Below are 14,688 nucleotides of genomic sequence, written 5' to 3'. Positions count from 1 at the left end.
CGATGGCGAAGTTCGTGCATCCATCACGCCAGGGGGCTGGAAATGACCGATGAGACGCGGGCCGCGAAAATCGCGGCCAACGGGACGGAAGAGAGCGTGCTCGGCACCGAGGCCGCGCTGCTGCACGCCCAGGACGACCCGGTGGCCGCGGCGGCCGTGGACGTGGCCGTGGAGACGGAGCTGCTGGAGGACGCCGGAGCGCTGGACGCCCGCAGGGAGAGCGAGCGGCAGATCGCCGAGCTCACCTCCAAGGAGCAGGAGCGCGTCCGCACCCTCCAGCGCGAGCTGCGCACCATGGGCGCCGACGTCTGGCCCGTGGCCAGGTGGTGGGGCTACGAGATCCACCTCAACGAGTCCGCCGCGCTGCTCGCCGCCGAGATCCCGCAGATCGTCGGCGAGATCGCGGGCGCGGTGCTGGGCTCCTGGCTGGTCCCGGTCATCGAGCGCACCGTACGCGCCAAGGCCGAGTGGATCGCCACGATCGCCCGCCCGTACGGGGTCAGGCTGGCCTCGCCGTGGACCGCGCCCGGCATGCTGATCCCGGCCCGTCAGAGCGGCGGCGACACGAGCCTGTACTGGACGGTGCACGAGCCGGGCGACGGCTGGAGCCCCGACCAGAGGTTCGTCGACCACTTCAGCATCACGGGCCCGGCCCTGGCCGAGTTCCAGGACCGGCTCTTCCTCGCCCACCGCGGCGGCGACGGCGACTCCAGCCTGTGGTTCACCAGCTACGACGCCGAGGAGGGCTGGGGCGACGACGCGCCGTTCCCCCGGCACTTCAGCGAGGCGGCCCCCGCGCTGGCGGCCTACGACGGGCGGCTCTACTGCGTGCACCGCGGCAGCCGCGGTGACACCTCGCTGTGGTGGGCGCGCTGGGACGGCTCGTACTGGAGCTCCGACCAGCAGTTCCCGCAGCACCTCAGCGAGTCGGCCCCGGCGCTGGCGGCCTACGACGGTCAGCTCTTCTGCGTGCACCGCGGCGCGGGCAACGACCAGGCCCTGTGGTGGACCCGCTGGGACGGCTCCACCTGGAGCCCCGACGAGCGGCTGCCGCAGCACCTCAGCGCCTCGAACCCGGCCCTGGCCGTCTACCGCGGCCACCTCTACTGCGTGCACCGCGGCGCGGGCAACGACACGGCGCTGTGGTGGACGCGCTGGGACGGCCACGCCTGGAGCCCCGACCAGAAGCTGCCGGGCCACCACGCCACCGAGGGCCCCGCCCTGACCGTCTACAAGGACCGGCTGTACTGCGTGCATCGCGGCGCCGCCGACCAGAGCCTGTGGTGGAGCAGCTTCAACGGCTCCGGCTGGACCGCCGACCAGCGGCTGCCGCACCACTACAGCGCCGAGGCCCCGGCGATCGTCGCCTACCGCGACAAGAACGCCACCCACGACCAGCTCCTGTGCGTGCACCGGGGCATCCGCTAGAACGGCGAGTGCCGGCTCGCGAGCGCGCGAGCCGGCACTTTCATGCCTGCGATCACCAACCGGCGAGCTGCTCCAGGAACCACTCGATCAGCGGCCGGGACACCGAGCTGTGCTCCGTGTTGGTCGCGTCGCAGCAGAACGCGTCCAGGAACGTCTCGTCCTTCGGCAGGTCGCTGAGGTCCAGGTACAGGTCGGACTGCCACTGGAACGGGTCCCTGGCCAGCGCGATCGCGCTGACCGCCGGTACGAACGCGCTCGCCCTGAACCGGTCCTCGATCGGCAGCCCGACCGCGTCGGCGAGCTTGCCCCACGAGTCGAGCGTGCCGCCGGGTGCGCCGTCGAACGCCCGCACGTGCGAGGTGGCGCTGGTCCACACCGGGGCGCCGAAGCGCACGGTGCCGATGTTCTGCAGCTCGCCGCCGTCCGGCTGGACCCGGGCCGTGAGCTGCAGCGCCTCGTGCTGCAGGTCGAAGACGGGAGTGCCGGGCGGCAGGTCGAGCCCCACGCCGTTGCCGGTGCCGTTGGCCAGCCCCAGCTTGTACGGGCGCATCGGGAACCAGCCCACCCTGCGCAGGTCCTCCAGGAACTCCTTGCGCAGCGGCGAGTCGGTGACAGGGCCCGAGTAGTCAGGGCTGTCCACCCAGCCCCACAGCAGTTGCTGCGCGGCGGGGCTGCGGATCAGCTCGGCCTGCCCCGGCCCGCCGGAGCGCGGGGCCAGCGCCTCGTGCATGTAGGCGAGCTGCTGGAGCACCAGCGGGATCCAGGCGCCGAGGTGCGGCGAGTCGTAGGAGAAGAACTTGTCGGTCTGGTGGTCGATCCGGTCGTTCTCCATGCGGGCCAGCGCGTACCGGGTGACGATTCCACCCATGCTGACCCCGCCCACGACCAGCGGGTTGTCGCCGCGCCGCTCCTCGATCGTGCGCAGCACGGCGGTGACCGCCACGGTGGCGTTGGCCTGGATCGCGATGTGCCGCTGGTCGAAGCCCAGCAGCACCACGTCGATGCCCATGGCCCTGAGCTGGTCGAGGAAGCCGGGCACCCCCGGCTGGTACGGCTTGTTGAAGTGCCGCCAGAGCTCGTCCAGGTCGCTCGGGCCGTAGTTGAAGCCGTCGGCCAGGATCAGCGGCCTGGTCAGGGCGTCGTGACCGTCTGCCAGGTGCACGGCTGCCCGGCCGGTGGCCGTCTGACCCTGGTGAGGACGGTCGCCGACCAGCTCCCAGACCTGGTCGGCGGGCCGGGTCTCGCCCGCGCGCTCCGGCGGGGTGGCGAACCAGACCCCTTGCTGCCCGAGCGCGTCGGCGATTCGCTCGACCTGCTCGGAGGTCAGGCTGCTCTCGATGTCCGAGGCCCTGGTCTCGACGTCGATTCTGGGTTCCTGCGCCATGCTCGATGATCCTCTCGCTTGCTGAGGGGCCGCTGGGGCCACTGAGCACACCATACGGTCACTCTCCGTAATTACCGGCGAACGAAACGTGGTGGCTTTCAAGTGGCGTTTCCGCAGGTCAGGGCCAAAGACGTGACAGCCCGCAGACACGGGGCAGAAGGAGCGGACGAGCTGGAGGCGAGCCGATGAAAGACCGTGACGACGACGAGTTCTTCGCCCCCGTGCTGCGGGACCCGCCCGCCGCGAACGGGGTCAGCGACACCGGCGTGCCGGGGGTGCACGGCGCGGGCCACGGGGAGTGGGACGAGGACCCGCCGCCCGCCAACCGGCTGGGCCTGCGCCTGCTGACGGCCGGGCTGCTGCTGCTCGCCGGCGTGGTGCTGGCCGTGCTGGCGCTGCTCGCCGGCCGGCCGCCGCTGGCCGTCCCGCCCGCCCTGGTGGCGCTGGGCGCGGCCGTCTATCTGATCGTGACCGGGGTGCGGCGATCCCGCTCGGACGGCGGGCCGCCCGCGTTCGGCTGAGGTTTCACCCCCGCCACGTGGGTAAACGCCCTGCTGGGGGAACGCAGGAACGCGAGGAGCGCCGGATGTCCGCGATGTCGCTGGTAGACAGGGAATGTGTCCGTCAACTGCTGGACTCACAGCATCCGGACGCCACACTGGTCTTCGTCCGGGGGGACTGCGTGGTCCTTCCCGCCGCCGAGGTGGACGACGCCCACAAGGGGCTGGTCATCGCCCGGCGCGATGAGGTGATGGCGCAGCTTCCCGAGGGCGCGCCGACCGATCAGACGCTCGACGAGCTGGCCGTCCGGCTGGACAACATCGTCCGCGACCTGGGCGCCTGAGCGGTCAGGCGCGCTCCGGACAGTGCGGCATGGACGCCTGAGCGGTCAGGCGCTCTCCAGGTAGCGCGGCCGGGGCTTGCGCATTTGTCGATCTTGGTGTCGGATGCCCAGCATGCGGGAGAGCATCGAGGTCGTCATCATCGGATCGGGGCCCGCCGGTCTCACCCTGGCCAACCTGCTGCGGCGCGCGGGGGTCGGCTGCGTGGTGCTGGAGCGGCAGAGCCGCCCGTACGTGGAGCAGCGGCAACGCGCCGGAGTGCTCGAACACGCCGCCGCCCGGGTCTTCGAGGAGTGGGGCCTGGCCGACAGCGTGCTGGCGGGCACGCACAGCGACGGCATGCTGGAGATCCGTCTCGACGGGCAGCCGCGCTTCTTCGACGTCGCCGCCCTGGCCGACGGGCGGGCGGGGCGGATCGTGCCGCAGCAGGTCCTCGTCGTCCGTCTCGTCAAGTCCTTCCTGGAGGGCGGGGGAGACCTGCGCTTCGAGGCCGCCGAGGTGACCCCGCACGGCCTGGACGGCTCCTCGCCGACCGTCACGTACCGGGACACGGACGGGGTCGTGCACGAGATCGCCTGCTCCTACGTCGCCGGCTGCGACGGCTTCCACGGCGTCAGCCGCGCCGCCGTGCCGGAGGGCGCGCTGACCACCTACACCTACGACCACGGCATCGGCTGGCTCACCGTGCTCGCCGACGCGCCCGCGCCGCGCCACCCGCTCTTCGGCATCCATCCGGCGGGCTTCTCGGCCCAGTTCGCGCGCGGACCGAAGGCGAGCCGCTTCTACCTGGAGTGCGCGCCGGGCGACAGCCTCGACGCCTGGGGCGACGAGCGGATCTGGGAGCAGTTACGGCTGCGCCTCGGCGACGCGGAGCTGCCCACCGGGCCGATCACGGAGAAGCTGTTCGTGGAGATGCGCTGCTTCGTCGCCGACCCCATGCGTTACGGCCGCCTCTTCCTGGTGGGGGACGCCGCGCACATCATCACCCCGATGGGCGGCAAGGGCATGAACCTGGCCGTCGCCGACGCCGACGTGCTGGCCCGCGGCCTGCGGGCGGCGCTGCGGGAGGGCGACGAGGGGCCGCTGGCGGCGTACTCGGAGACGTGCCTGAAGCGGGTGTGGGACAGCCAGGAGTTCTCCCGGTGGATGAGCGAGATGATGCACGAGGCCGGGAACGCCGCGCCCGCGGGGGCGTTCCGGCGGCAGCTCGCCAGGGCGCGGCTGGAGCGCCTGTTCACCTCGGACGCCGCGGCCCGCGCCTTCGCCGATCTCATGGCGTGAAACGAATGTCCATTTTCTGCTAATATTTCCCCTTCTAGGGCTATGTTGAGTCGAGGGGGCGTATTTATATGGATAAAACCTCTGCTGATCAGCCTGATGAGGAAATGTTCGTCCGTAAGGAGCTGCATCGGCTCAGGGACAGCATCGACAATCTGGACGCCGCCCTCGTCCACTTGCTCGCCGAGCGTTTCAAGTGCACCCAGGAAGTCGGCCGGTTGAAGGCCGAATACCGGCTTCCGCCGGCCGATCCGGCGCGGGAGGCGGCCCAAATTCGCCGCCTGCGCGCGCTGGCCGAGGAGTCCAAACTCGACCCCGTCTTCGCCGAACGGTTCCTGAATTTCATCATCGCGGAGGTCGTCCGGCACCACGAGCTGATCGCCAGCAGCCACGCGGCGTCGAGACGCGACTAGACGAGCGCGACCCGCACGCCGGCCGGGTCGTCCCCGGCGAGCGGGACGGCGAAGACCGCCGTGCGTCCCCGTGCCCCGTACACCACGAAGCGGGTGCCGTCCTCGTCCCACGACTCCAGCACGTCCGAGGTGAGCTGGGCCGCGGCCGAGCAGTAGGCGAGGCTGCGGCGGAGCAGGTGCAGCGACGCCTCCAGCGGCACGTCCGCCGGCGGCGGGATCGCCAGCGGGCGGCGCACCCGCACCAGCAGGCGGCGCAGCGGGACGAGCCAGTAGCGGTCCAGCTCGGCCGACAGCGCCAGCAGGACCACGACCTCCATCAGGACCACGGCCTCCACCAGGACCACGAGCGGATCCGCCGTCACGAGCGGAACCGCCTCGCCTCCCTGCGCTGTCGCCGTCAGGAGCGCGGCGGCGAGCAGCAGGCCCGCGCGGGCGAAGGCCCGCACGTCCACGGGCCGGGAGTGCGTGCCCAGGCAGCCGCACGACGAGGCGGGCGCGGCCACGGCGGCGTAGGTCAGGTACGCCAGGAACCCGGCGGACAGCAGCGCCGCCGCCACCCCGTCCAGCGGACGCAGCGGAGGAACCAGCAGCGCGGCGGCCACGGCCAGCTCGGCCAGGCCGACGAGCCGCAGCGCGGGGACCGCGCGCGCCGGGCCGGTGAGCCGGGCCAGGGCGGTCCGCCCGGCCTGCGCCCGCATCCGTCTGCCGAACAGCTTCACCAGGCCGGCCCACAGGAGGAAGGCGGCGATGACGTACGGCTGCGACGCGGCGATCCCGTGCATGGCACTGCCTCCTTGCTAGTGCGGGGAGAAGACGGTGGCGATGTCGACCTCGTTGGTGTCCGGCCGCCAGGCGCCCAGGATCTGCACGTGCTGGCTGACCTTCAGCATCGACAGGTCGGCGGTGGCCGGCGCCTGCGAGTGGATGGCGACCGACTTGCCGGCGACGACGTGACACAGCACGTCGTGCCCGTTGTGGTCGAGGTGGATGGTCTGGCCGGTGATGTTCTTGATGTGGCCCTTGATGTTGACGATGTTGAGCCACACGGCCTCGGCGGCCAGCATGCCGTCGGGCATCCGCACGCCTCTGGCGTACAGGCCGTCGCCGGGCTTGGCCTGGTCGAACGGGACGGGCCCGAGCTTCCACAGGCTGGTGCCGTCCACCACCCTGATGGTGTGGAAGACCAGGTCGGAGCCCAGGACGAGCAGCGTGTTCTCCTTGATCGAACGGATCCGGCCCTCGGCGAAGTCGGGGTCGGGCGCGCCGGGCTCGACCTTCTGGGCGGCGAATGCCGCCTCGGGGCCGAGTGAGCCCAGCGCGGTCGCGGCGACGACACCGGCGCCGCCGCCGAGCACGGCGGACTTGAGCACGTCTCTTCTGCTGCGCATTCGGCTCGCCTCCCTAGGCCGTCGAGATCTCCGCCGGCCGCAGGCCGGACGAGAGGCTGGCGATCTGGCTGTAGGCGGCGGGGGTGAGGTCGATCAGGCGGTTGCTCGCGCAGGTCGCGCCGCAGCAGCTCTGCTCGCCGCAGAACAGGTCGGTCTGCGGGCCGCAGTCGGCGATGGCGGTGACGACGCTGGCGCCGGTGCACAGCGCCGTGATGCGGTGCCGGAACCCGCAGGTCCGGCGGGACAGGCTGACGCCGCAGCTGTCGGGGCGGGTGATCGCCCAGCAGGCGTCGGAGGTGTTGGGCCAGGCGTGCTGGAGGTTGCCGGAGTTGCAGGTGCCGCAGGCTCCCTTGCCGGTGCTGCTGCAGGGGCCCCACGAGGTGCCGCAGCAGAACCAGGAGACCTCTCCGCGGACGGGGCCGAGTAAGTCGGCGGGCGGGTCGTTGGCCGTGCTTCGCGCCATGCGCGTCCTCCTTGGACGATCTTGGCTAGGGGGGTTGAAGCTTTCCGACTTGATCTATGAGTACCATGTAAGGATTTTTCGTCAATGCCCGAATTTATGAGCAGAAGGACGTCACCGTGGCGGCCAGCACCTCGGTGACGCGGTGCACGGAGGCGAGGTCGGCCCACTCCGTGTCGGCGTGCGCGCCGCCCCCGTCCGCGCCGAAGAGCAGGCACGGGATGCCGGCGCGGGCCAGCAGGGCGCAGTCCGTCCAGAAGGGCTCGGCGCGGATGACGGGCGGGTGGCCGAGCGCCCGCTCGGCCTCGCGCAGCAGGACGCGCGTGATCGGCGCGTCGGGGTCCGCCTCGAAGGGCTCGCGGTACAGGCCGGGGCGCAGGCGGTAGTCGAACTCGGTGACGGTGGCGGCAAGGTGATCGAGAACTCCGATCAGCTCGTCGCGCACGCCCTGCTCGGTCTCACCGGGGACGGTGCGCCGCTCGACCGTGATCCGGCAGGCCGCCGGATAGGTGGAGGGACCCTCCCCGCCCTGGATGAGTGAGGCGTGCACGGTGCCGGGGCCCAGCAGCCGGTGCCCGCCCGCGTGTGCCAGCCGGCGGCCGAGCGCCTCCAGCGCCACCAGGAAGTGACCGGCCTTGGCGATCGCGTCCACGCCCAGGTCCGGGCGGGAGCCGTGCGCGGCGCGGCCCAGTACGTCGATGTCGAACCAGGCGAAACCCTTGTGCGCGAGCGTCACCTCCAGCAGGCTCGGCTCGACCACGACGGCGCCGTCGGCGGTGAAGCTCTCCAGCACCTCCTCGGTGCCGGAGCTGGCGTGCTCCTCGTCGGCCACGCACGCCACGATGACGTCGCCGCGCAGCGGGCCGCCCTCGGTGGCGCGGGCGGCGGCGGCCATCATCGCGGCGACGCCGCTCTTCATGTCGAAGGCGCCCCGGCCGTAGATCCGCCCGTCCTCGACGCGCGGGACCAGCGGCTCGCCGTCGTACGTGCCGTACGCGACGGTGTCGAGATGGCCGTTGAGCATGATCGAGCGCCCCCCGGCGCCCCGGCGCACGGCCACCACGGAGGGGCGGCCGGGCCGCCGCTCCAGGCGGTGGACCTCGAACCCCCGCTCGCCCAGCCACCGCGCGCAGAGATCGGCCGCGGCCGACTCGCCCGCGCCGCCGGGGGACAGGTCCGGGTTGACGGAGTCGACGGCGATGAGGCGTTCGAGCAGCGGTAGCGGATCCGGCATGGCGAGCCTCCAGGGGAGAGGGATCACCAGCCATCATGCACCGAGCGCTCAGAGGGCGTCCGTGTTCTGTGCGGCCTGGTAGACGGCCATGGCCTCGTCACCGAAGAAGGGGCCGAACATGAAGTTCGGCGCGAAGTTGTAGGTGAAGCTGTTGACGGAGTTGAGCCAGCCGAGGCCGGTCGACTCGTTGAAACCCTGGAACCACGGCCCGCCGCTGGACCCGCCTGTCATGTTGCAACGCAGCCCCTGGTCCCGGGTCATGACGGTGTCGTTGAACGCGCGCCCGCTGCAGTAGATCAGCTCCGAGCCGTCGAACGGGTCGGCCGCCGGATAGCCGAAGGCGAACATCTGCCGCTGCCTGGCCTGGTTGAAGGCGATGCCCTGGCCGCCCACGACGTCGGTCAGCGTCCGCCCGTTCAGCGGCGCGACCACGACGGCGGCCACGTCGAAGTTGATGTCCTCCCTGGCGTTCCACTGCTGGGTGGTGAGCATCGCACTGGCCACCCAGGTGCCGAAGGGCCGCCGCCCGTCGTCGAAGGCCGGCACGAACACCCAGTTCCTGTGCGCGGCCCCGTTCAGCTTCACACAGTGCCCCGCGGTGATCACGACGCTCTCGTTGGCGCTGGTCACGGCGGAGCCGGAGCAGGAGGAGTTGCGGCCGTCGGCGGTGGTGAAGAAGACCCTGCCGGTGGTGCGCACGACCGCGCCGCCGTCCGTCCACTGCAGCCCGGGGCTGTTGGGCACCAGGGACTGCCGCGCGGTGGTGACAGGCGTGGTGCCGCCGACCGACCACGCGGCGCCGCGCGTGCTCCACGGGCTGCGGCGGGTGGTGGTGGCCGCGGCGCCGCGGGTGGCCCACGGGTCGCCCTCGGACGGCCCGCGCGACTGGGTGCGCCGCGGCGCGGGCGCGTCGAGGGGCTGCGCCGCGAGCATGCGCCCCGTGGTCCAGTACTGCGAGACGGTCCTGCGCTCCGACTGCGAGTCCGTGGCGGTCCAGCCGGCGGGCCGGGGATCGAGCCCGTTGGCGGCCTCGGCCTGTGCGGCACTGGCCGGTACGAGCGCGCCCGCCAGGGCGGCGAGAACGACGGCGGAGAGCAGGCTGACTCTGCGGTGCATTACGTACCTCCCGAAACCCGGAATCTGCCGTAGGGAGGTACGTAAGGAAGGCTCCATCTTCCTCAACACCCACACAATCGGATATATCGCCATCACGCTGCGAAGTCGTCATATAGCACAGCGTCACATGAGTGGGATACATGCACTTTACGGAATGGCGGTCCGATATTGACGCTCTTTCACCGGCTCTTTCCCAGTACGGGAAATTCGAATTCGGCGTGGCGTTGTCATCTGGCTCGCGGCAACTGTAAGCATCGTACCGGTCTGGCGACTATGGGTCGCATTCCGAAAGGAACGGTGAATGTTCACCCCAATGAGAAAAATGGCGAAGCCCGCCGCGCGCGGCATTCTCGCGGCCGTGCTGGCCGTGACCATGGCGCCGGCGGCCAGCGCGGGCGACAAGGACGACGGTCCCGACCATCACAAGTTCGACAAGGGTTTCGTCGACCACAGTCACGACGACGAGGACGGCCGGAACTGCCGGCCGCGCACCTTCTTCCGGATCCACCAGATGTCGCCGCGCAATTTCTTCGTGCCCCGCACCCGTTACATCGACGGCCCCGGCGGCTCGATGACGGTCTCGGTCACGCGCGAGCACGAGGTCACCGCGTTCCTGGAGACGGAGAACGAGGCCGAGAAGGTCATCGACAAGGGCGAGGTCATCTACAACCTGCGCCGGCTCGGCCTGCCGCACCTTGAGGAGCGGCACATGGTCTACAGCGGACACGAGTACACGCAGGAGATCAGCGACGGCATGTACGGCAACATGTGGTACCGGGTGTTCGGTTACCGCGTGGGCTGGTCGGCCTGGTCGGTGCTCGGCACCTGCGCGCACGTCAAGATCTCCGCCGGGATCGCGAACGTGCCGTCCCGCGTGGAGGGCTGGCGCTACTGGGAGACCAAGCACCCCATGTTCAAGCGTCGCAAGCTGTCCTACAAGTAGCGAGAAAACCCAGGTCAGAAGGGTTTTGCTGTCGATTCGCGGGTAGGGTTGCGGGTCAGTCCGGCTTGCGCCGGGCGCGCAGCCGTCCGGCGCGCGACCCGTTCCGTGAAGGGGGACATCATGGCCGCGATGCAGCGATATCTGGGGTTCTTTTCGTTCTTCCGGATTCCGGGACCCGAACCGACGCACCCGGGGGCGAACGGCGGGGCAGGCGGTGGCCGCGCCCGCAGGCGCAGGCGCCGGCGCCGCTGAGCGAGCGCCGTCAGAGATGTGAGGGTGGTATGCCGGCCCTCACATCTCCAGTCCGCCGCCTCAGGAGAAGGAGGCCAGCACCACGCCGAGCGTGCGCTGGTTCTGGCCGGAGTCCTTGGCGCCCGTGGAGTTGACGGAGTAGACCAGCGTCCGCGACAGGTCCCTGGTCGCCCCGACCCCGTTGGCGTAGCCGTAGCGGGCCCCGGTCTTGCCGTACGCCACGATCCCGCCCGGCAGCACCATCCTGGTCATGCCCGAGGTGTAGGTGGCGGGCGTGTTCCCGCACTCGTCGAACATCGTCACGTCCGGCACGGTGAACATGGGTTCGAGCTGGGCCGGCGGCACGACCTTCCCGCCGAACAGCGCCTTGACGAACTTCTCCAGGTCCGCCGCGGTCGAGATCAGGTCGCCCGACGCCCAGGTGGAGGTGACGCTCGTCCTGGTCATGTCGACCACGTGCCCGTCGCCGTAGGCGATCGCGTTCTCGAAGCCCGCGGCCACGCTCTGGTACCCCCGGTGGTACGGGCCCTTGATCCTGGTCGAGGCGCCGGGCAGGTAGCTGTCGCGCATGCCGACGGGCCGCAGGACGCGGTCGGTCACCTCGTGCTCGTAGGTCTCGCCCGTGACCCGCTCGATCAGCAGCCCGGCCACGAACGTGTTGATGTTGAGGTAGTGCTGCCTGGTGCCCGGGGCAAACTCGATCGGGTTGCGCACGGCCAGGGCGACGTACTCGCGCGGGGTCCACTTCTTGAACCTGGTCTCGTAGACGTAGCCGAAGCCGTCGGGCAGGTCGGGCGCGGGCAGGCCGCTGGTGTGGTTCAGGAGCTGCCCCACCTGGATCTCCGGGTAGGAGGCGGGCAGCAGGCCGGGCAGGTGGTCCTGCACGGTGTCGCCGAGCGACAGCCTGCCCTCCGCGACGAGTTGCAGCACGACCGCGGTGGTGAACATCTTGGTCACGCTGCCGGCGCGGAAACGTACGTGCTCCGACGCCGCGCGCCCCGTCGCCAGGTCGGCCACGCCGCTCACGCCCCGCCACGAGCCCTTCGTGCCGCCCACCCGCACCACGGCCGCGGTGGCGTCGGCCGCGGGCAGGTCGCCGATGGCCCTGCTCAGGGCCGCCCCGTTGATCGGCGGGATCACCGCGCCGGGATCCGGCTGGATCATGGTGGGAGGCTGGCAGGTCGGGGCGCTCGCGTGGGCGGGCGTCGCGACGAACACGGTGGCCAGCGCGAGGCAGGCGGCTGCGGTCTTCAACATGGTGATCTCCTCAGGACCGTTCGTGGGAATGACCGCAATCCTGCTGAGAGCCACCCCCGCCGCGAATCGCCGACACGGCCCATTTCTCCTCCCTCCCGCGAGGGAGCCGCCGAATCCCTCGCACCGGCGATGCCCGGTCGCCCTCCCCGGGCCCAGGATTACCGCCATGAACTCCCGCATCGCCTTCATCGCCGCACCCCTGCTCACGCTCGCCTACGGGGTGATCCGCATCATCGACGGGCTCGACGGCAGCCGCGGCCCCGGCCTCGCCTGGACCACCGGGCACCTCGCGTTCATGGCAGCTCTCGTGCTGTTCGCGCACATCTTCTGGCAACTGCGCGCCATGGCCGGGCGCGACACGTTGTCCACGGTGAGCGCCGTGGCGGGGAGCGCCGGCATCGCGACGCTGCTCGCGCAGTTCGGCATCGACCTCGTGGTCGGGTTCATGGCCGACGACCACGACGGGATGGGCGTGCTCTTCGACCAGGTGCAGAGCGTGCCAGGGGTGTCGATCGTGGTGTACGACGGCGGCCCGTTCCTGTTCTACCTGGCCCAGCTCGCGCTCGTGCTGCAGCTCGCGGTCATGCGCAGGGTCAAGGCGTGGATGCCCGTCCTGGTGCTGCTCGACCTCGCCCTGCCGTTCATGGACAAGGACCTCATCCCGCTCGGCGCCCTGTGCCTGCTGATCTCGTTCGTCCCGCTCGCGCGCCGGGCGCCCGCCCGCCACGCGGTCGCCGTCGCGTGAGACTGAGGGGCACAATTGGGGCTTATGTCCGAGTCACGGTTGGTCGCGCGGTTCCGCCGCTGGTACGGCGGCCTGCCCACGATCCTGGTGGACGGCGCGCTCGCGGCCCTGGTGCTGCTCATCCAGCTCTGGCCGTTCCTCTCCCGTGAGAACCCGCACGGCGGGCCCTGGCACTGGTGGGGCTACGCGGTCGTGGTCGTCTCCGCCGTGCCGCTGATCTGGCGACGCCGCGCGCCGGTGCTCGTGCTGCTGGCCGTCTGCGTCCCCACCGGCTTCTACGACCTTGAGGAAGAGGTGGCCTCCCAGCCGATCTGGTACACGGGGCTGGTGGCCCTCTACACGCTGGCCGCCTACTCCAGCAAGTGGAAGCGGTGGATCGCGTTCGCCGTCACGCTGGGCGGCGGCCTGCTCATCGTCGGCTCGGCCGAGTCGGGCGTGCGCGGCACCGTGCAGTTCGTCGCCGCGTACGCCATCGGCCGCGCCGCCGCCGCCTCCCGCGCCCACGCCGCCGCGCTGGAGGAGCGGGCCGTCCGGCTCGCCCGCGAGCGCGAGATCGAGGCGGAGCGCGCCGCCGAGCGGGAGCGGGCCAGGATCGCCCGCGACATGCACGACATCCTCGCCCACGCCGTCAGCGTCATGGTCGTGCAGGCCGAGGCCGGGCCGGTGGCGGTCACCTCGAACCCGGCCAGGGCCGTGGCCGCCTTCGACGCCATCGCCGGCGCGGGGCGCGACGCCATGGTGCAGCTCCGCCGCCTGCTGAACGTGCTGAAGGAGGAGGAGGGCCCGCGCGGCCCCCAGCCGACCATCGAGGGGCTGCCCGCCCTCGCCGAGCAGGTCAGATCGACCGGGTTGAACGTGACATACTCCACCACGGGCTCGCCCGGGACGTTGTCGCCCGACACCGAGGTGGCGGCGTACCGCATCACCCAGGAAGCCCTCACCAACATCGTCAAGCACGCGGGCGCCACCCGCGCCGACATCGCCCTCACCTGGCAGGACCACGCACTCATGATCGACATCACCGACGACGGCCGCGGCCGGGACGCGGCGCTGCCCTCGGGCGGCAACGGCCTGATCGGCATCAGGGAACGCGCCGCCGCGTGCGGCGGCACCGCCGAACTGGGCCCGCGCCCAGGCGGGCCCGGCTTCCGGGTGCTCGTCCGGCTCCCGCAGGCGGCGTCGTGAGCATCCGCGTGGTGGTGGCGGACGACCAGGAGCTCGTCCGCGCGGGGTTCGGCATGATCCTCGACGCGCAGCCGGACATCGAGGTCGTCGCCGAGGCGGGCGACGGCGTCCAGGCGATCGCCGCCGTCCGCGAGCACAGCCCCGACCTGCTCCTGCTCGACATCCGCATGCCGGTCATGGACGGCATCGAGGCCGCCCGCGCCGTCTGCGCGGCCGGCGACTGCCGGGTCCTCATGCTCACCACGTTCGACCTGGACGACTACGTCTACGACGCGCTGCGGGCCGGGGCCAGCGGGTTCCTGCTCAAGGACGTCAGGCGTGACGACCTCGTGCACGCCGTACGCGTGGTCGCGGCCGGCGAGTCACTGCTCGCCCCCTCGGTCACCACCAAGCTCATCGCCGACTTCACCTCCCGGGCCGCCCCGCGCTCCGCCGCCCCGCCGTCGGAGCGGCTGTCGGTGCTGACCGGGCGGGAGCAGGAGACGCTGCGCATGATGGCCAGGGGGCTGTCCAACGCGGAGATCGCGCGGGAGATGGTGGTCAGCGAGCACACGGTGAAGACGCACGTCAGCAATGTGCTGACCAAGCTGGGGCTGCGCGACCGGGCGCAGGCGGTGATCGCGGCGTACGAGACGGGGCTGATCGTGCCGGGAGGCTGATTCCGGAGGAATTTTCGCGGCTCGCCGATCACCGCTGCCAGCACCGATAAGGCCGAGATCAGCAGTTGCGCATACCGGGCAATCGCCGCTTAGTCGGGATTTAC

General features: G+C 71.2%; 16 protein-coding genes. 9 read left to right on the top strand and 7 right to left on the bottom strand.

Annotated elements, in window-relative coordinates:
- Positions 1-42: 42 nt before the first annotated feature.
- Positions 43-1,428: a hypothetical protein gene (locus FXF51_RS47835; RefSeq protein ID WP_148441480.1), complete on the top strand. Its 1,386-nt coding sequence runs from the start codon at positions 43-45 to the stop codon at positions 1,426-1,428.
- 52 nt (positions 1,429-1,480) lie between these two features.
- On the opposite strand, the gene FXF51_RS47830 is transcribed toward FXF51_RS47835, so the two are convergent.
- Entirely contained in the window at positions 1,481-2,812 is a 1,332-nt protein-coding gene (locus tag FXF51_RS47830; RefSeq protein WP_148441479.1) for an esterase/lipase family protein, read from the bottom strand.
- A 185-nt stretch (positions 2,813-2,997) separates the two neighbouring features.
- Here FXF51_RS47830 and FXF51_RS47825 point away from each other — a divergent pair, with 185 nt between their 5' ends.
- The 4 genes from FXF51_RS47825 (at position 2,998) to FXF51_RS47810 (ending at position 5,345) form a co-directional block, all read left to right on the top strand.
- Positions 2,998-3,333 (top strand): hypothetical protein, encoded by a 336-nt coding sequence (locus FXF51_RS47825; RefSeq protein ID WP_148441478.1) that lies wholly within the window; start codon positions 2,998-3,000, stop codon positions 3,331-3,333.
- Positions 3,334-3,398: 65 nt separating this feature from the next.
- Complete coding sequence (locus FXF51_RS47820) at positions 3,399-3,656, top strand: hypothetical protein (RefSeq protein ID WP_262380326.1); 258 nt, start codon at positions 3,399-3,401, stop codon at positions 3,654-3,656.
- A gap of 112 nt (positions 3,657-3,768) precedes the next feature.
- Positions 3,769-4,935, top strand: coding sequence for a 4-hydroxybenzoate 3-monooxygenase (locus FXF51_RS47815; RefSeq protein WP_222871796.1), 1,167 nt, complete (start codon positions 3,769-3,771; stop codon positions 4,933-4,935).
- Between the two features lie 104 nt (positions 4,936-5,039).
- Positions 5,040-5,345 carry a chorismate mutase gene (locus FXF51_RS47810; protein WP_222871795.1) on the top strand — a complete coding sequence of 102 codons (306 nt, stop codon included), beginning with the start codon at positions 5,040-5,042 and terminating at the stop codon, positions 5,343-5,345.
- Here FXF51_RS47810 and FXF51_RS47805 read toward each other — a convergent pair.
- The 5 genes from FXF51_RS47805 to FXF51_RS47785 all read right to left on the bottom strand — a co-directional run bounded on the left by FXF51_RS47805 (position 5,342) and on the right by FXF51_RS47785 (position 9,543).
- A complete protein-coding gene (locus tag FXF51_RS47805) occupies positions 5,342-6,127 on the bottom strand; it encodes a MauE/DoxX family redox-associated membrane protein (RefSeq protein ID WP_148441475.1) in 786 nt (261 codons plus the stop codon). The genes FXF51_RS47810 and FXF51_RS47805 overlap by 4 nt on opposite strands.
- Before the next feature lie 15 nt (positions 6,128-6,142).
- Positions 6,143-6,733, bottom strand: coding sequence for a cell wall protein (locus tag FXF51_RS47800; RefSeq protein WP_148441474.1), 591 nt, complete (start codon positions 6,731-6,733; stop codon positions 6,143-6,145).
- Between the two features lie 13 nt (positions 6,734-6,746).
- A complete protein-coding gene (locus FXF51_RS47795; RefSeq protein WP_148441473.1) occupies positions 6,747-7,196 on the bottom strand; it encodes a hypothetical protein in 450 nt (149 codons plus the stop codon).
- A gap of 94 nt (positions 7,197-7,290) precedes the next feature.
- Entirely contained in the window at positions 7,291-8,427 is a 1,137-nt protein-coding gene (locus FXF51_RS47790; protein WP_148441472.1) for a M20/M25/M40 family metallo-hydrolase, read from the bottom strand.
- 48 nt (positions 8,428-8,475) lie between these two features.
- Entirely contained in the window at positions 8,476-9,543 is a 1,068-nt protein-coding gene (locus FXF51_RS47785; RefSeq protein ID WP_148441471.1) for a trypsin-like serine peptidase, read from the bottom strand.
- A gap of 322 nt (positions 9,544-9,865) precedes the next feature.
- Here FXF51_RS47785 and FXF51_RS47780 point away from each other — a divergent pair, with 322 nt between their 5' ends.
- The gene (locus FXF51_RS47780) at positions 9,866-10,486 is read left to right on the top strand and encodes a hypothetical protein (RefSeq protein WP_148441470.1); all 621 of its coding nucleotides are present in this window, start codon (positions 9,866-9,868) and stop codon (positions 10,484-10,486) included.
- A gap of 312 nt (positions 10,487-10,798) precedes the next feature.
- Here FXF51_RS47780 and FXF51_RS47775 read toward each other — a convergent pair whose 3' ends face one another.
- A complete protein-coding gene (locus FXF51_RS47775; protein ID WP_148441469.1) occupies positions 10,799-11,995 on the bottom strand; it encodes a serine hydrolase domain-containing protein in 1,197 nt (398 codons plus the stop codon).
- Positions 11,996-12,161: 166 nt separating this feature from the next.
- On the opposite strand from FXF51_RS47775, the gene FXF51_RS47770 reads away from it, so the two are divergent.
- Genes FXF51_RS47770 through FXF51_RS47760 form a run of 3 tightly spaced genes read left to right on the top strand, consistent with a single transcriptional unit; the run spans position 12,162 to position 14,584 of the window.
- A complete protein-coding gene (locus FXF51_RS47770; RefSeq protein ID WP_148441468.1) occupies positions 12,162-12,740 on the top strand; it encodes a hypothetical protein in 579 nt (192 codons plus the stop codon).
- 24 nt (positions 12,741-12,764) lie between these two features.
- Complete coding sequence (locus FXF51_RS47765) at positions 12,765-13,925, top strand: sensor histidine kinase (protein ID WP_148441467.1); 1,161 nt, start codon at positions 12,765-12,767, stop codon at positions 13,923-13,925.
- Positions 13,922-14,584, top strand: coding sequence for a response regulator (locus FXF51_RS47760; RefSeq protein ID WP_148441466.1), 663 nt, complete (start codon positions 13,922-13,924; stop codon positions 14,582-14,584). Before FXF51_RS47765 ends, FXF51_RS47760 begins: the two co-directional genes overlap by 4 nt.
- Positions 14,585-14,688 lie beyond the last annotated feature (104 nt).

The sequence above is a fragment of the Nonomuraea sp. PA05 genome, assembly GCF_008086045.1.
GTDB classification, from domain to species: domain Bacteria; phylum Actinomycetota; class Actinomycetes; order Streptosporangiales; family Streptosporangiaceae; genus Nonomuraea; species Nonomuraea monospora.
Note: the sequence above shows the minus strand (reverse complement) of the source record. Positions and strands in the feature narration are given on the sequence as shown.